The organism is Enterobacter cloacae subsp. cloacae ATCC 13047 (assembly GCF_000025565.1).
GTDB classification, from domain to species: domain Bacteria; phylum Pseudomonadota; class Gammaproteobacteria; order Enterobacterales; family Enterobacteriaceae; genus Enterobacter; species Enterobacter cloacae.
The window spans coordinates 4,304,941-4,321,350 of sequence record NC_014121.1; the positions used below are offsets into that span (position 1 = coordinate 4,304,941).

Genomic DNA, 16,410 nt, shown 5'->3' on the forward strand with positions numbered 1-16,410 from the left:
TGTATATACCACCTGACTATTCTCATTCCTGCCGATAACAACCGGGTAATGATGATGAGAAGTTCGTGCTTCTCAGGATTTTATTTATTCAAATTATCAGGCGGTTAGCAGAACTGAGTGACTTAAATCACGCATTTCGTAAGGACTATCTTTCAATGGCGAAATTCTTCGCCACGCTGTCACAGGAGTCAGACATGAGCGAAAATTTAATCTGGTCAGGAAAAGTTGACGCAAAAAATGCCGAAGGGACAAATACAGGAGTTGCCCTCAAAGCGGGAGAGATAATTACTATTCTGGCCAGTGGTTGGGCCAGGAATGGAAGTGAAAATTTTGCGCTTACCGCACCACAGGGGCGTATTCCCCGAGAGGGTGAAACGCTAACGTTACGCAATCCTTCGCTTCAGGCACGCCTTGGTAACGAAAATTATCCGGTTGGTAATCATAAATACCGCTGGTCGGTGCCAGCTGAAGGGACGTTGACGCTGTTTTTTGCCGATGGCAAAGACCAGTACAAAGACAACGCCGGTGAATTCAGCGTTGAAGTGTATCGCGAGGCAGATATTTCCGCCGCGGCGGCAGCTCCGTTTGAAGATTTAACCAACTTTGAGCGCGATAACTGGAATAACTGGCAGGCCGGACCTGCCGGTCACGATCTTTACCTGGTTGACGCCAGCACCCGCGCCGTCGAGTTTATTACCAGACCTAATAAAAACCATGCCGGTGAGATCCTCAAAAAGACACTGACAGGTCTGACTGCCGGGTATGAATATACCTGGACGGTGAAAATTGCGCGCATCATAGGAAAATATGAAGCGCCAAAGGTTTCGCTGCGTGCTGATGGCAAAGACATTTCCGCCCCCCTGGAACTGAAGCAGGCAAATGAATGGGTAACCCTGAGTGGAAAATTCAAAGCCACGGGCAGTCAGGCTGAACTCGCGGTAGTCAGCCATGTGTCAGCCAGTATGGGAAATGATTTCCGCATCAAGGAACTGAAGATAAAGGGTTAACGTCAAATAGTCGGGCTGCTATTTAGCGGGAATGCTGAATGGCAGTGCGATGTTCAAAATTGTGTAGCGCACATGTTCAACATATGCGCTACACCAACAGGTAATAAACACCAGTGGGCAAGGTTATTGTGCGCTGCTATATCGCTAAACGATACAAGACCTGTCTGGTTATGGTTAATTCAAAGGAATAGTGAGATCAGAACTGGATAAATAAATACAAACAACACAAAGCCTGTCGATAAGGGTATGGGCGGGCCAGACAGTCATTCTGTTAGCAGCCTCCGCATTAAGGCTATCGTTCGTACTGCGAATCGTAGTATGCAACACTGCAAAAAGCCCCTACCGGGGCTTATATTGAACACTACCAGCGATGCTCTGAGGTTGGCATAAATGTTACAGATAAAGCATTGTCCATTACGTCATAATCAATCTGCATACTCACTGGGATGTCTCCAGTTGCGGCATCAAAAAGATCTACCCATCCCAAGGCACGCCTCATAATAGTTTTAGGTGGTGAACTTCTTAGCGGCTCTCCGAAATGTTCATGAATCCATTGTCGTGACATTTCGCTTTTGAGCCCGAACGGCAACTTATTAGGAAAATGCCAGCCCTTAATTTCCGGCCTGAGTAGAATTGCTGTAATTTCCTGGAGAATGCGCCCTTCACGCCTGAATGATAAATATATCCCCTCCAGCGCCATATTCAGGCTCAGATCAGGATCACCAGAAAAACCTGTTGGAGGGGTTTTGTAAGGTATCAGCTCAGCGTCAACCAAGTTTTGATAAGATTTACCGAAGCTATGAATTAACGCTTCAACATTCACTGTCATTTGTATAACCCCACGTTTCGATTCAATGTGTGCATTTTGACTCTTGCCGTTTCTATCTGGCTTTCTGTTGCGCCATTTGCTTTAAGGGCTGGCTTGATTGCGTCCAGGTTACGATCAACTGCCGCACGGAGATTCATTGAGTCAAGTTCAATTTGTGCTGGCGTATTGCGGCCACCATAAGTTTCACTCATTTTTTGATGAATTTCTTTTGGAACGACTATGGCTGCAACATCCTGCGCCATTTCATCCACCAGATTTTTACTGAGACGTGGATTTTCGCGCAATAACGCTGTTCGCACCGCAGCAGCAGACGGCATATGATCAGCCTCATATATCCCCTGCCGCGAACGGCGTTTAAAGTCACTGTATAGCTCAACCTCCAGAAACTCCACCGGTGGTTTGCTCAGGTAGATATAAATCGGCGGCAGGTCAGGGAACGGCAGAATCAGAATGTAATCCGCGAAACGCTTTTCTTCCTGTTCCGGGCTGGTAGTCGCCGTTATGCCGGTGTTAACGGGCAGCGGGTCAACAACAACCGGGTTCGGTAGCACCGGCCGCGCTGCCGGTATTCAACGGCGTTTTCTCGTCCGTCCGGTCAGGCGTCCACACGATGGTGACGCGCGGTTCTTCCTCCGTAGTGAAGGTGTACGCCTGCACCCTGCTGTCGTACTCCATTTTTCTGACGCGCACACTGTCCCGGCCAGGCGGCGTGTGCCAGCCATGCGGCACCGGGTTCCCCCTGCTGTCGTTCTCCCACGTATAGCGAACACGGCTTGGGGCTTCACGCATCTGCGCGAGGCGCATACGGTCGATAAAATCCTGTTCGCCGTCGTTCAGCCTGCCGGGCATCATTCCCACCAGTAGCCCGGCCACGGGTGCGCCCGCTCCGGCGGCGGCTATCTCCCCCAGCCCGGCAGCACCGCGCACCGCCCATGTGCCGTAGGTCAGCGCCCTGCCGCTTATCAGCTCCAGCAGGCTTGCGCCCGCTGTGGCCGTCTGCGCGCGCGTAGCTGCAGTTGCGGCGGCAACAGCGGCCTGATAATCCATCTCCTCCTGGTTGCCGTTCCACCAGCGATAAAGGGCGCTGCGCTTTTTCGGTCTGGGGATATCCTCTGGCTTTTTCTTTCTGGCGGTCTGCGCGTGCTGCGGGGTGTCTGAATCGGTTGCCGGGTCGCTGGCCGGCATGGCCAGGAAAAATGCCATATCGGCAAAATTAGTATGGGGTTCGCGCTCGTCACCGGCATCATTGCAGCCATCCCCCCGCAGGCAGGATTTTGCAAATACCCGGTTGCGCTCCCTTTCCTCCTCTCTGCGGTTTTCTTCAGCCTGCTTTTCTGCTGCCAGCCTGGCGGCGTGTTGTTCCCTGGCAACATCAACCGGGTCTCGGCCACGTCCCAGCCACTGACCTGCGGGAGCAATTACCCGATTTGAACCTGGTGGGCAATCACAGTGTACTTTTGAACCGTGAACGGCGACGGGTACGCCGTGGAATGTCACCCGTTCCTCACCTGATACAATCACGCCCTTCCTGCCACATTTAGGACAGGGAGTGGTTTTATCACCTACCCTGAGAATTCTGCGTCCAAATTCGGTGCTGTCCGTAATAGACGCAATACACCTGGCACCGGTAGTCGTTTTATCATTCTCAAGCGCCTGTCCCCGGCCAAAATTATCGGTACGATAACCCATAGGTTAAACTCCGGTAACGGTCGGAAAATCCGCCTCAAGCGCAATCACTTCTCGGGTTACCAGATTCAGCAGATTACCCACTGGGGCAACAATTCCCCCACAACGGGTAATAATCCCTTCTGTTGCTCTGCGGCAGATAGCAATCTCAGGGTGTTTACATTCAAAACCCATGATTTCTGTGATTATTGCATGTGCCGGATCAACCCTTGTGGTACTTTTTGCTGGCGTTAATTCTTTGCTGCATCGCTGATTCATATAAATTCCCTTTAGCTACATTTGATTACAAAACCGAATAATTCTACTACGAATAAAGATCAACCAGATTTAATCAGCACTTTTGGCTCATATAATCCAATTCAATATTTCCCAATCAAAAATAAACACCATCAATATTAACATCTGTGGCTCGCTATTTTTTTTCGCATACTTCAAGACAATTACAGCCTTTGAAAGTTTTGCAGCGTCCAGTTGCTTTTGCCTATACGATTTCCGTCAGGGTCGGAACAATACAGATTTAAGAAGATCGAGTTACTGGTTCACCACGGCTTATTTTCTTCAATGTTAAGTACTGAAAGGTAATAGCTTAATATTAAGCACTGACACACAAGACAAAATGTCATCGAATAAAAGTGTCAATGCGGTATACCCAAACGTAACAGATACAAGAGCAGCACCCAGTATCAACGCAAAGTGCTTTTACAGTGGGGATTCAGGAGTTATTTAGCGTTTAAAGAGAAGAGTAACCCTAACCCACAGCCTCACTGTCAAAACGCGAAACAGGGTCATAAACGCCACAGAGGAAGGCCAATCGATATTTAGCCCGCCTAGCCTTCGGCTGGGAGAGGCGCACGGGGGAAGTTGAAGCCTTAATCGTTGAGAGAGGGGCAACCATAAACGTGCAATTTTTCAAGCCGTGATAAACCTACATCTTCAAGCATTACAGTCTAACCGGTAAAGATTGCTTATAGTCCATCTGGGCTACCATGTTTCAACCAGCCAGGAGAATATCCATCAGGTAATCTTTCACGAAACCAGTCATACAATCCACGCAGCTCACTTTCGAACGCTCGGTTTAAGCCGTATCGCCCATCCTCAGCCGCGCTAAGTGCAGACTCAACTGCCTCATGAAGCCCCACAAAATCTAGTTTCAATACTTGGTAGGTATAAGCTCCGACAAAGTTGTTCAGCGCACGGCCAGCCTTCCAGCGCTCCTCTCGCACGGAAGAACGAATATCGCCAAACTCTCCCGTGTCAATCCGTGCCTCTGACACCGCCATGTAATACTTAATTAGCATCAGCCTAGCTTTCAACTCTTCCACCGTTTCGTTCATAAACACGCCCTCATCGTTAGTGAATACGCTAATAATCCATTAAGAAAAATGAAACGGAAACATCGTTATCAAAAATCAGAATAACCGTAGCAAAGTCAGCCACATGATTATACAAAGCGAGGTTTTAGCAGGCCGATAATTATAATATATATAAGTTTTGCGATGATTAACTTTTTGCAGTACAAAGCTGCAAGTTACCAACAATGCACTGGCAAGTAATAACACATTGAATATTTTATTTCATACCATCAAGCAAGTTGGCAAATTTATCATCTAATCTTTTATTATTGGCTTTGAGTCTATCTAATTCAGAGACAAAGACACGATGGTATTCAACAAATTTTTCCTCACTCATTGTTTCAAAATTTTCAATGATAAAAGAACATGCAGCCTTCGAATCCAGAACAGACTGTCTAAAGAATGTATCTCTTTGCTCAAAAAGTTCATCTAAAACAACGCGCTTTGCTGCTACCGATACATCATTGTTGTTTTGTAGTTCTCTAATGAATGATGCAATTTTTTCATATATATCCTGAAACGCGATCTCGGACTCTCTCGCTTTACTTAAAGTTTCAATTTTAAATCGATACAAAGAATCTTTGTTATTCTTTATTTTTATTTCTCTACTATTTAGATAACCCAACACTGATACAATTAACGCTAAGGCCGAAAAAAGCAAGCTAACCTTATCCAGCAAAAATAATAAAACTGACATACATCCCCCATAATAAAAAGTCATTATTGTCTAGCTACAATATAAAACTAGGCATGTTCATTGAACTCATTACGACATACTTTACAATACCAACTTGGGGAGTATTCTCTACTACCAGAATAATAGATCATATGTATTAGTTTGTTTTCGTTCTCTTTACATACCGGGCAAAAAGCAGTTTCATCACCCTCTTTCCAATATAAACGACCATCAAATTTTACTTCTTGCTTTCCTTCTAGCTTAGCCTTTAGCTCTTGTATTTCTTCTTCTTTACTTAGCAAAACAGCTTTAAGACTAACAAATTCACTTTTGACTTCTACAAGGTCATCAAGCAAATCAATCAATGTATTTCTCATTTCGGCAGCGGTAAGTTCATCGTCACCTTTTTTACGGAGATTGCGAACTAAATCAACTGATTTGTTAACAAGCTCAAGGGTGCCAGAGATAGCAGCGAGAGAAGTTGGGTCAGCCATTGTTCTTCCTTAACATGTTATTTGCATCGCTTGGGATTATATCAATTTCTACCGTAATAAGTGGAATTGGGTGAATTTTTATCTAATCAGCCACGACGCCGTCAATTGCTTGAGGCAAACCGGCAGCATCCTACTGCTCGTAAAGTTACCGTATGCACCAGAAAAGAGCCATAAAGCCCCGTTGGTGGTAAGACAACAAGCGGAGCCTCTGGCGACTTCATTAGGGTTATGTCAGTTAGTGAGGCTTATCAGGATGACCATGTACCCAAAAGGAGCGAGGCCGAACCGCTGGCAGAGCTTGCATATGGTCTGCAAGTACCGTGACCACCATAAACCTGTTTATCCCTGCGGCGTCTCGCGACGGCGACAGAACGGGGGCATCGGGCTAAAATGCGCTTCACTAAAAGTCTTCGGGATTATGCCGAGTAGGCGGCTTTTGTTCGTTGTTGGGCTGTCGCAGTAAGAACGTTGAAACCACTGCCAGCGCGGTGATATGCTCCCGACTACCACACACCAACCACGCGACAGACGCGGCGATTGTGCAATGTGTAGTTACGGCTGTACCTGCATTAGCGGGGTAAAGTAACTAGCTGATAAATAATAATATACTTATTTATCAGTGATTTGGAGCGGGCGAAGGGAATCGAAACTCTGTTTCATAATTTCCGCAACGCGACGATCATCGAATCAACATAGTAACTATTATTGATACTTGATTGCGAGATTTTAGAGGATCAGTCTCATGACAATCAAGGGCCAGGAGTATCTTTATCTTTCACCGGACGGTGTATGGCAGTTTCAAATCTACATCCCGTCTTATATGCGTCACATGTTCGGCGGGAAGCGCCTGTATCGGAAAAGTACAGGGACAAGAGATATCTACAAGGCGCGTCACTTCCGTAACCACATGCTGGTAGAGTGGAACAACCTTAAAGAACAGTTCAAGCCTGATACTGAGGATAAGCGTATTCAGCTTGCGATCACTTCCCTGCACTCTCAAATCAGGAAGAACAAGAATAAACCATTGATTGAAGAGCGAGCCAGTTCGATTCCTCACCTGTGCTTCTTACGAGATGAATACGCTACTGCCTACCAGGATCGGAGATCATTCTCCACACTGAGCAAATCGGCGCGAGCCGTTGAGGTGTTTCTCCAGAGTATTGGGAAAGTTGATATCAGCCTGGATCAGATTGGACGCCGATTAGTTACAGACTTCATAGAAGAGCAGCAGAAACGCGATGTAGCGCCCCAGACCGTGCAAAACTGGCTTACATCGTTAGGTAGCCTCTACGAGTTCGCCAAACGCCGCTATGACGCTATAGCCCCCCTAAATCCGTTTCATGGTCACAACCTTGAAGCGCGGCGCACAATTGAAAGCTATCAGCCGTTTGAATGGCATCAGCTATCTACACTACTCAACGAAGCAGACGAAGAGCTACGAGCAGTTATTCTGATCGGTTTGTTCTCTGGTGCAAGGCTGGACGAAATAGCCAGCTTGAAGAAAGAAGAGATCGTTATGGTGGAAGGGATACGGACATTCTACATTAGCAAATCCAAGACGAAGGCAGGGATTAGACACATTCCTATCCATGCTTTTCTGATCGGCATGGTGGATTATTATCTGAGTTTGAACACTGGAGATTACCTGTTACCACAGGCTAACAAGATTGAACGCAAAGACGGTAAGAAAGGACCATTCTATTCCCAAGCATTCACCCGCTTACGGCGTCGCGTAGTGCCTATGGCTACAGACCGTCAATGCTTTCACAGTTTGAGGGGGCATTTTATCACGTGTCTCGACCGTGCCGGAGTACCCGAACAACGGATCGGCTACATCACGGGACACTCTTCCCAAGCCGCTGCCACAGAAGCATTCAAAACCTACAGCGCGGGGTGTTCCATGAAAGAGCTATCCGACTATGTGGAAATGGTGGCCTATCCAGAGATCACTTTCCCAGAATTAAACAAAGAGGAGCAAGCTCCCCACGCATAAATTTATAACTAATGTCAAATTATTTTTTTGATGCGCTGCTATTCACCTTGCTCATACCTGCGAGCTTAGCTCTCACAAAAAAAACAACCAACCAATTGATAAATAATAAATAAAAGATAAAAAAGGATGACAGAATTTATTTACTCAAACAACTTTTAAAAAAATCAACCACCAAAATTTAATAGATTACAACGATCAAAAACAAATTATTGATCGCTTTTATTGATAAATGGTATTTTTTAGATGATAATCAGTACATAACTAAAATGGGCAATTAGTATGGAACACATTTATATTGCAGACCCAATAATGAATGTTGACGAGAGATTAATGGGCGTTGAACTTTTAACTCGTTTCATTTCCAATGATGGCCGTCCTTGTCATCCTGACTTTGTTATTTCATCTTGGGATTTAGATAGGAAGCGGCTCTTTCTATACGAACAATGCGGTATCATTTCCAGCAAACAAAAGTGGTTCGAACGAAATAAACTTTTTTGCACACTAAACATTGATCAACAAATGGCTTTTCTCGTTCGGCACGATCAAACATTGATAAAAGCATTTGAATCTATGCCATTCGTCAAACTTGAACTTTCTGAGCATTTCCCTGGTTTGGATAAGGGATTGAAAAGTCCCTTATTAAAATCGCTGAGCCAGGGTGTAAATGGGCTATGGCTCGATGACCTTGGCGCAGGAAACGCGAATGTAGTTAGTTTGATCGAAGGATACTTTGAGGTTGTAAAGATAGATCGCTGCTTCTTTAATGAACAGGTGCAGAAACCAACCTTCAACCTGTTGATTGCATCAATCAAAAAACACTGCGACAAAATTATTATTGAAGGGATTGAGAATAGAGATCATATGGGGTTACTGCGTGAGGTGGGAATTTGGGGATTACAGGGCTATCTTTTTAAATCTGTCCCTTTTAAAAATGTGGATTCATTGCTTTAGTGTTGAAACCATCAAAAAAGGGGCATAAGCCCCTCATTTTTTAAACTCCGTCGTAACAGTGTCAGATTCAGTTTTCTTAGGTGCATTGTTCACCACCTTCTGTTTCACCGTACCGCCTACAGATTTATTTCCCTGCGTTTTAGTTGCAATCACATTAACTGTAGCTTTACTGACAAGCCTGATCTGTTCAAATTCAAGATCGAATTGCATCGCGTATTCAGATTTATAATCGTAGGAAATACCGGAGAGAATAACATTATCGTACACTTTGTGCTCTGTCACTAATGTGATGGGCTGGCGACTTTCAAACATCTTATCGAGGTATTCGATAGCTTGACTGATACGAGTGCCATTCACACCAGCGCTGTATAACAAATCCTTTTCCAGCCTCACCGGAGTTTCGGAAATAATCCCCGATAGCTTGAATGTATTATTCTTAATCTGAACGTGATCGCTCACCTCTGCCCCGCTCTCAACGGGATAGCTGGTAATATCAGCCTGTCTGCGTATTCCCGTATCCGTCACGGCATCAAACACTATCGCCTGATAGTTCTGAATATAGCTATCTGAGGACGAATTATATACAGATGCAAGGATGGTGAATCCGTTTTCACCTTTGGTGCGGGTAGCACTGCTGTTATTACTGTTCTGAGTCGAATTGATACGGGAGGCATCGCTGCCCCCGATAGTTAAACTACCTGGTGTTGCCATTTAGCCCCCCGTCCCTTGTCCAGATGAAACAGCCAGCACCATACGCTGATTGTTATCATTGATACGCTGATCAACGGTAGCATTAAGCATGTTTCCGAATGTCGGATCAGGAGAAATAGTTAGATGGATAAGCCCTTCCGGTAGCTGATTCTGCAATACTACAGGCTGCATGATCGGCGCACTGGCTGGCTTAGCGGGCGCTGCTGCACTCTGTTTCAACATCGAAACAGGAGAGTAATCTCCGTTGGTGCTCTGCGCGTAGCTGCCCACGTCCTTAGCGTCGCTTGTCCCGTTCCACCATTCGCGCACTGTGTCGAATACATTATGCTCATGACCATCCGCTTTCGGCTGGCTGGCTCCATAGGCGTTAGCCACTGGATTACTTCCAGCCTGTACAGGTGCTGACGTAGTGCCGTAATGCTGGCTAACAGCTTCTTTAGAGGTGTTATCCCCATTGAGTAGGTTGAGCTTACCTGTGATCCAGTTGGTTAGCTTCATCAGACCATCCACCACATCGCCCGCAGCCCGTCCGACACCCTGAAAGAAGGGTAACGCCTCCTGCATAGCGTCCTTAAACTCTCGCATGGTTTCAGGGTCAATCTCTGACATAAACCCTTCGAAGAATGCCAGCTTCTGGCTATCGGAGAGAATGCTAAGCTCCTGATTAAACTTACGGTAGGCCACAAGCTGATCCTGCTGTGCTTCATCCAGCCACTGCCCGTTACGCTTGAGCACGTCCACCTGATAAGTAAGAGCCTTCCCGCCATTCATAAAGGCTTTGGCGTAAAGTCCGAGATCGTCCCCGAGGTCTTCAAGATTGTGCAAAATTTCTTGTTCGCTCAATCCTTTAGATTGCATTGTGTTGGTATATGAAGAGACAAAACCAAACGGATTTTTAGCCCATTCTTTAAGCTGTTCAGGCGTGTACCCCATATTCAAAGCGGTGTTAATACCTGTTGGTGCTCCTGTCCATTCACCTTGTTTATTACGTTTCGCATTCAACGCACCATCTGCGAGCTTTTCAGAAACATCTTTTGCTACATCGAGGTTTTTTCTGGCTCCCTGGGTTCCCATCCCGCTATCGATACCATTAGCCTGTGCAAATTGGCCTAACGATTGTAAAAAGTTATAATCTACACCGCCCAATCTGGCACGTTGCACAATTTCGCTACGCTCTTCCTGTGCTGTAACAGCCTCTTTCCCCCATGAATAAGCACCGTAAGCCGCCGCACCAATACCAGCGCCAGCAAGCGCACCAGTGCCTAAGCCCATCAGAGAGCCAGAGATAGCCCCTGTAGCCTTACCACCGCCACCAAGAGCGTTAGCCCCTCCCGCTTTCGCCGCAGCCCTACGCTCAGCGTTAATGCGTCTGTAGCTCTGCTGGAGTCGTTTGATCTCGCTGTTTTGGCGTTGTAATGAGATAGTACCTGCTGCATAAGCCTTAGTGATCCTGCTGGCCTGTAATGCCGCCTGGGTTAATTCGACGTTGGTAAGGTGTTGCATACTTCTAAAGCTGCTGGCAGTGTCCAATAGCTTCAATTCAGCCCGTTCACGGCGCTGTGCGTTTCTTGCGGCCTCTTTCGCTGCCTGAGCCTCTACACGGGCTTGCGCCTTAGCTGCCCTTGCCTTTTCTCGTTCATCGCTATTACGAGGCTTTGACGCTTTCTTATTCAGCTTGTCTAATTCTCTTTCAGCAGATTTAAGCCCTTGGCTGAATTTTTTCATATTCAACGTGGGATCTTTAATGCCTTTAGCTTTCTTCTGAATTTGATCGAAAGCGTCCATAGTGATGTAGCCCCCTGAAACACCAGACAGTAGCTGTATCTCCAGATAAGAGATAGGCTTGAATATATGTCTAACACTAACACCAATTTTGAGATGACCGGGATCCTGTTAGGGCAAGAAGTCCGTAAACGTAAAACTCCTCAGGAGAAGATCGCCATTATCCAGCAGACGATGGAGCCGGGTATGAATGTCTCCCATGTCGCCCGCCTGCATGGTATCCAGCCCAGCCTGCTGTTTAAGTGGAAGAAGCAATATCAGGAAGGCAGCCTCACCGCCGTTGCGGCTGGAGAGGAAGTCGTTCCTGCTTCTGAGCTTACTGCTGCTCTGAAGCAGGTCCGGGAGCTTCAGCGCCTTCTGGGCAAGAAGACGATGGAAGTTGAGATCCTGAAAGAAGCCGTGGAGTACGGTCAGTCGCGAAAATGGATAGCGCACGCGCCCTTGTTGCCAAAGGACGGGGAATAGCCATGGTCAGCCGGACCATGGGCGTGTCGCGTGCGCAACTGTCACTGCGGATTAACCGTTCTGCCGACTGGCAGGACAGGCGCTGTAACCGGCGTAATGAAGAAGCAGACGCAGAAATACTGTCGGCTATCCTCAACATTATCAGCGATATGCCGAGTTATGGTTATCGACGCGTGTGGGGCATCCTGCGCAAGCAACGTCGCACAGAGGGACAGCCACCTGTGAATGCCAAACGGCTTTACAGGATAATGAGCGAGCATAACCTGTTGTTGTTGCATCACAAACCAGAGCGACCGAAGCGTGAACATAAGGGCAAGATAGCGGTGGCAGAAAGCGATATGCGCTGGTGTTCAGATGGCTTCGAGTTCGGCTGCGACAACGGCGAAAAACTGCGGGTAACGTTCGCGCTGGACTGCTGCGACCGTGAGGCCATAGACTGGGCAGCAAGCACGGGAGGCTATGACAGTTCGACCGTGCAGGATGTGATGCTGAGGTCGGTGGAAAAGCGCTTCGGCGACAGGCTGCCCGACACAGCGGTGCAGTGGCTGACGGACAACGGTTCAGCATATACCGCGCATGAAACGCGGAGGTTCGCCAAAGAGCTGAATCTGGAGCCATGTACAACAGCGGTGAGCAGCCCGCAGAGCAATGGCATGGCCGAACGGGTTCCGTGAAGACGATGAAGGAAGACTATATCGCGTTCATGCCGAAACCGGATGTGAGAACAGCCCTGCGAAACCTTGCAGCGGCGTTCACGCATTACAATGAAAATCACCCGCATAGTGCGCTGGGATATCACTCTCCGAGAGAATACCGGCGGCAGCGGGCATCGTTAACTTAAGATACAAAAGCTGTCCGGAAATGGCGGGTCAAGATCATCGAAAGCGTCCATAGCTTCTTTCATTGAATTACGATCAACACTAAATTTCACCGTGTTCTTGATAGAACTTGTGTGGATTTCAAGCATGATTATTCACCGCCTTTCTTTTCGTTCACAAGATAATTAAGCGCATCTGATACACTCATTCCTTTGAAAATGAGTTGTCTTAAATGTGAATAGCTCACATCAAGTGCTCTCGATACGGCTGCTAAATTCAGTAGTTGCTCGGCATTCGTATCATTAAGTTGAATCGCCACGGGTTTAACAGACACCTCAGAGTCATTTAAGATGGCTTAAAGAGAGGTGCCCATGAGCGGTAAGCGTTATCCCGAAGAGTTTAAAACTGAAGCAGTCAAACAGGTTGTTGATCGCGGTTATTCTGTTGCCAGCGTTGCAACACGTCTCGATATCACCACCCACAGCCTTTACGCCTGGATAAAGAAGTACGGTCCGGATTCTTCCGCTAATAAAGAACAGTCAGATGCTCAGGCCGAGATCCGCCGTCTCCAGAAAGAGCTGAAGCGGGTTACCGACGAACGGGACATATTAAAAAAAGCCGCGGCGTACTTCGCAAAGCTGTCCGACTGAGGTACGCCTTTATCCGTGACAACACCTGTTGCTGGCCTGTTCGCCTGCTCTGTCGGGTGCTGGATGTTCATCCCAGTGGTTTTTACGCCTGGCTTCAGCAGCCGCATTCACAACGCCATCAGGCAGACCTGAGACTGACAGGACAGATTAAACAGTTCTGGCTGGAATCGGGATGCGTCTATGGTTATCGCAAAATCCATCTGGATCTGCGGGACAGCGGGCAACAGTGCGGAGTGAACAGAGTCTGGCGACTGATGAAACGTGTCGGGATAAAGGCTCAGGTCGGATACCGGAGCCCGCGGGCACGTAAAGGCGAGGCCAGTATCGTGTCGCCCAACAGGCTCCAGCGACAGTTCAATCCGGATGCTCCGGATAAGCGTTGGGTAACGGACATAACCTACATCAGGACCCACGAAGGCTGGCTGTATCTTGCCGTGGTTGTTGATCTGTTCTCACGCAAAATTATCGGCTGGTCCATGCAATCCCGGATGACAAAGGACATTGTCCTGAACGCACTGCTGATGGCTGTATGGCGCCGTAATCCCCAAAAACAGGTGCTGGTTCATTCGGATCAGGGCAGTCAGTACACAAGCCATGAGTGGCAGTCGTTCCTGAAATCACACGGCCTGGAGGGCAGCATGAGCCGTCGCGGTAACTGCCATGATAATGCGGTTGCAGAAAGCTTTTTCCAGTTGTTGAAACGCGAACGGATAAAGAAAAAGAGCTACGGAACGCGGGAAGAAGCCCGCAGCGATATTTTTGATTACATCGAAATGTTTTATAACAGTAAGCGTCGGCATGGTTCCAGCGATCAGATGTCACCGACAGAATATGAAAACCAGTATTATCAACGGCTAGGAAGTGTCTAGATTATCCGTGGCGATTCAGATACCACGGGAAGCATCGGTAAGAATTTCATCCCCTATCGTAGTAAACTGACACAGGGATTTATCTCTGTTGGTAGCGAAGATAAATTCACCAGGCACGCGCTGGATGATTTCCTGGAGATGTTCGTGAAACACTTCCTGTAATGCTGACAAGGTGCATCTGTTTTCACATACGGCGACCAGGGAGATCGGTACACGCTTATGTTTACGTCTTTCAAGTGGCGGCTGTAAATCTTCACCAGCTTCCTCAACTTCGTATTTCGTCAGATGTTCAGCAGCCCAGACAAACAAACTTCGAGAAGAGCCAGCACCTAAGAGTGTAAGTTGTTCAGCCCATTCTACAGATCTGATAATTGGTGAAGCAGTGAAGGCAAACAGGTGTTTATTCTCTTCGTAGAGAAGTCCAGCACCCTGCATAATCGCCCAGAGCAGGCGCTTTAACTCAGCACCATTCGCCTCTGTTTCGTGCCAATAGTCGTAGAAATCTTCACGCTTATCCTCACTCAGGAATAACAATCCGTCCCGCTCTTCCAGCCAATCCAGGAATGGGAAATTTTGTTCCGTCCGTTTGGTATGCTGCACTTTGATGTAAGCGCCAAACATTGCATCAGGGATTTCATCAACAAAGATACTGAAATTACGGAGAAGGTTTTGAAGTTCCGTTTCAAGCGCTGCACGATAGCAGTAATGAATGAAACATTGATGTGTACAGATAATAACCGAATGCTGGAAATCGTATTCCAAGGTGGAAATTAGGTGTCTTACCGCTTCTGTTTCGGTGTCCACATGGAAACTCTTCACCCGTCTGTCTTTTAGTTCTTCCCTCACCTGTCCACATAATTCATGTGTTGGCATCACGAGAAGATAACGAGGGGGAATTGCTTCGGAGTTTGTTAATAAACTTGATTTGATGTAGTGCTGTAACGTGGTGGATTTTCCAGATCCGCAAATTGCATCAACGAATTTTACTACTTTTCTTCTTTGGTTCATTGGTTTCCTCTTTGTTAAGGACTGTTGTTATTAATTCGCTCACCAGTGCGGCGGCGGCTTTATTTTCACGATTAGCCCGATTGATCAGAGCCTCGTAAGTTTCAGGGGTGAAGTTAATCTTCATTCTTTGGAATCCTTCTTAAATTCATCAAAACGGGATAATGCTTCTTTAAACATCTGTTCACGTTCGAAATACTTTCGTTTTCTGGCTACGTACATAGATGCGTAGATTAAATCTCTTGTGGCTTTACCACTCACCAGTTCATAAAACACCTGGTCACTACTGAAATACTTCAATAACTACCTCCTTCGGATTTTGGATGCAAAAAGCCCCAGGCAGTTACCCCGCCCAGGGCTGAAAAGTTCAGAAGGTTTTCTCCCCTTCATACTTACCATAATACACTATTTTAATAACGTTTGTCAACCCCTACCACAAAATAAATTTGTCGTCAACAATTTTTTCATAATAGGATAAGACGGCTTCTCAAGGAAGGGTATCATTTCCGGCTCTTCATGCAAGTGAGCCGATCTTGTAGCTACGCTACATTGCACAATTAACCTGTTAACACATCATTTTAATGATAAGCCCTTTTACATAATTTTGATGTGTTGAGATCGTAGGCTCACAATGAACCAGCGATCAGCGGGTGAATGTCGCATGAAAAAGTATCTGCTCATGATCATCCTGCACAATGATGTATGTTCGAGGAATACGAGAACATAAGAGAGATAATTAATAACCTTAATTTAATTAAGGGTAGTTAGTAGTTGGTTTGTGTCAGTGAGTGAAGCGAACATGACAAGTTTCTCTACAGGAAAACCTCTTCTCAACAATAACTTTCAGTAGAGGTTACTTTCCTGTATAGCTATCTCCCATGCGCGTGATCAGCGCATACCAAATTGTACAGTCCACTTTATGGAGAATTAACCCTCCATCAATCCTGATTACGTGTTAATAGCGAATACTCGCCTCCATAGCGCCGGAAAAATCCCACGCTAATTACATTCTAAATACCCGCTAAACCCCAGGTAAAGCGATGCTTAATCTATTCTAAATAACCCGCCTGTAACGTTCTCTGAGCGCCTTTCTCACTTTCGAAGTATCTTTCATCACTTATA

Annotated in this window: 14 protein-coding genes and 2 pseudogenes; 5 read left to right on the forward strand and 11 right to left on the reverse strand. The window is 46.7% G+C overall.

Annotation, left to right across the window (positions count from 1 at the left end; genetic code table 11):
* Positions 1 to 65 precede the first annotated feature (65 nt).
* Positions 66 to 1,007, forward strand: a complete 942-nt coding sequence (locus ECL_RS20915; protein WP_236906582.1) for a LecA/PA-IL family lectin — start codon at positions 66 to 68, stop codon at positions 1,005 to 1,007.
* 361 nt (positions 1,008 to 1,368) lie between these two features.
* On the opposite strand, the gene ECL_RS20920 is transcribed toward ECL_RS20915, so the two are convergent.
* From ECL_RS20920 to ECL_RS20945, 6 genes and pseudogenes are all read right to left on the reverse strand, one after another.
* A complete protein-coding gene (locus ECL_RS20920) occupies positions 1,369 to 1,836 on the reverse strand; it encodes a DUF6392 family protein (protein ID WP_013098592.1) in 468 nt (155 codons plus the stop codon).
* Positions 1,833 to 3,525: pseudogene (locus ECL_RS20925) on the reverse strand (S-type pyocin domain-containing protein). The gene ECL_RS20920 and the pseudogene ECL_RS20925 overlap by 4 nt, the downstream one beginning before the upstream one ends.
* 3 nt (positions 3,526 to 3,528) lie before the next feature.
* On the reverse strand, positions 3,529 to 3,780 hold the full coding sequence (locus ECL_RS20930; RefSeq protein ID WP_044157539.1) for a hypothetical protein: 252 nt from the start codon (positions 3,778 to 3,780) through the stop codon (positions 3,529 to 3,531).
* A 707-nt stretch (positions 3,781 to 4,487) separates the two neighbouring features.
* A complete protein-coding gene (locus tag ECL_RS20935; RefSeq protein ID WP_052429237.1) occupies positions 4,488 to 4,856 on the reverse strand; it encodes a hypothetical protein in 369 nt (122 codons plus the stop codon).
* A 235-nt stretch (positions 4,857 to 5,091) separates the two neighbouring features.
* A complete protein-coding gene (locus ECL_RS20940) occupies positions 5,092 to 5,571 on the reverse strand; it encodes a hypothetical protein (RefSeq protein ID WP_013098596.1) in 480 nt (159 codons plus the stop codon).
* A gap of 47 nt (positions 5,572 to 5,618) precedes the next feature.
* A complete protein-coding gene (locus ECL_RS20945; protein ID WP_044157542.1) occupies positions 5,619 to 6,044 on the reverse strand; it encodes a hypothetical protein in 426 nt (141 codons plus the stop codon).
* A gap of 742 nt (positions 6,045 to 6,786) precedes the next feature.
* On the opposite strand from ECL_RS20945, the gene ECL_RS20950 reads away from it, so the two are divergent.
* Both ECL_RS20950 and ECL_RS20955 read left to right on the forward strand, forming a co-directional pair.
* Positions 6,787 to 8,037: a tyrosine-type recombinase/integrase gene (locus ECL_RS20950; protein WP_003862885.1), complete on the forward strand. Its 1,251-nt coding sequence runs from the start codon at positions 6,787 to 6,789 to the stop codon at positions 8,035 to 8,037.
* A gap of 279 nt (positions 8,038 to 8,316) precedes the next feature.
* Positions 8,317 to 8,988 (forward strand): EAL domain-containing protein, encoded by a 672-nt coding sequence (locus ECL_RS20955; protein ID WP_044157545.1) that lies wholly within the window; start codon positions 8,317 to 8,319, stop codon positions 8,986 to 8,988.
* 33 nt (positions 8,989 to 9,021) lie between these two features.
* Here ECL_RS20955 and ECL_RS20960 read toward each other — a convergent pair whose 3' ends face one another.
* Positions 9,022 to 9,699: a phage baseplate protein gene (locus ECL_RS20960; protein ID WP_013098598.1), complete on the reverse strand. Its 678-nt coding sequence runs from the start codon at positions 9,697 to 9,699 to the stop codon at positions 9,022 to 9,024.
* Positions 9,700 to 11,484, reverse strand: a complete 1,785-nt coding sequence (locus ECL_RS20965; protein ID WP_013098599.1) for a hypothetical protein — start codon at positions 11,482 to 11,484, stop codon at positions 9,700 to 9,702.
* 93 nt (positions 11,485 to 11,577) lie between these two features.
* Between ECL_RS20965 and ECL_RS20970 the strand changes: the two are divergent.
* Positions 11,578 to 12,787: pseudogene (locus ECL_RS20970) on the forward strand (IS3 family transposase).
* Between the two features lie 128 nt (positions 12,788 to 12,915).
* On the opposite strand, the gene ECL_RS20975 reads toward ECL_RS20970, so the two are convergent.
* Positions 12,916 to 13,098: an uL22 family ribosomal protein gene (locus tag ECL_RS20975; protein WP_237707062.1), complete on the reverse strand. Its 183-nt coding sequence runs from the start codon at positions 13,096 to 13,098 to the stop codon at positions 12,916 to 12,918.
* Positions 13,099 to 13,135: 37 nt separating this feature from the next.
* Here ECL_RS20975 and ECL_RS20980 point away from each other — a divergent pair.
* A protein-coding gene (locus ECL_RS20980; RefSeq protein WP_088581786.1) for an IS3 family transposase occupies positions 13,136 to 14,283 on the forward strand; the annotation gives its coding sequence in 2 pieces (ribosomal slippage) (positions 13,136 to 13,373 and positions 13,373 to 14,283; 1,149 coding nt in all).
* A gap of 15 nt (positions 14,284 to 14,298) precedes the next feature.
* Here the strand turns inward: ECL_RS20980 and ECL_RS20985 are convergent.
* Together ECL_RS20985 and ECL_RS27520 are read right to left on the reverse strand one after the other, a co-directional pair.
* Positions 14,299 to 15,291, reverse strand: coding sequence for a DEAD/DEAH box helicase (locus ECL_RS20985; protein ID WP_013098601.1), 993 nt, complete (start codon positions 15,289 to 15,291; stop codon positions 14,299 to 14,301).
* Positions 15,257 to 15,415 (reverse strand): hypothetical protein, encoded by a 159-nt coding sequence (locus ECL_RS27520; RefSeq protein WP_013098602.1) that lies wholly within the window; start codon positions 15,413 to 15,415, stop codon positions 15,257 to 15,259. The genes ECL_RS20985 and ECL_RS27520 overlap by 35 nt, the downstream gene beginning before the upstream one ends.
* Between the last annotated feature and the right edge of the window lie 995 nt (positions 15,416 to 16,410).

Bases quoted from the DNA above. Each gene is read 5' to 3' on its own strand.
- ECL_RS20960 (WP_013098598.1), bottom strand. From the start codon at position 9,699: ATGGCAACACCAGGTAGTTTAACTATCGGGGGCAGCGATGCCTCCCGT.
- ECL_RS20955 (WP_044157545.1), top strand. From the start codon at position 8,317: ATGGAACACATTTATATTGCAGACCCAATAATGAATGTTGACGAGAGA.
- ECL_RS20950 (WP_003862885.1), top strand. From the start codon at position 6,787: ATGACAATCAAGGGCCAGGAGTATCTTTATCTTTCACCGGACGGTGTA.
- ECL_RS27520 (WP_013098602.1), bottom strand. From the start codon at position 15,415: ATGAAGATTAACTTCACCCCTGAAACTTACGAGGCTCTGATCAATCGG.
- ECL_RS20935 (WP_052429237.1), bottom strand. From the start codon at position 4,856: ATGAACGAAACGGTGGAAGAGTTGAAAGCTAGGCTGATGCTAATTAAG.
- ECL_RS20940 (WP_013098596.1), bottom strand. From the start codon at position 5,571: ATGTCAGTTTTATTATTTTTGCTGGATAAGGTTAGCTTGCTTTTTTCG.
- ECL_RS20920 (WP_013098592.1), bottom strand. From the start codon at position 1,836: ATGACAGTGAATGTTGAAGCGTTAATTCATAGCTTCGGTAAATCTTAT.
- ECL_RS20930 (WP_044157539.1), bottom strand. From the start codon at position 3,780: ATGAATCAGCGATGCAGCAAAGAATTAACGCCAGCAAAAAGTACCACA.
- ECL_RS20985 (WP_013098601.1), bottom strand. From the start codon at position 15,291: ATGAACCAAAGAAGAAAAGTAGTAAAATTCGTTGATGCAATTTGCGGA.
- ECL_RS20965 (WP_013098599.1), bottom strand. From the start codon at position 11,484: ATGGACGCTTTCGATCAAATTCAGAAGAAAGCTAAAGGCATTAAAGAT.
- ECL_RS20945 (WP_044157542.1), bottom strand. From the start codon at position 6,044: ATGGCTGACCCAACTTCTCTCGCTGCTATCTCTGGCACCCTTGAGCTT.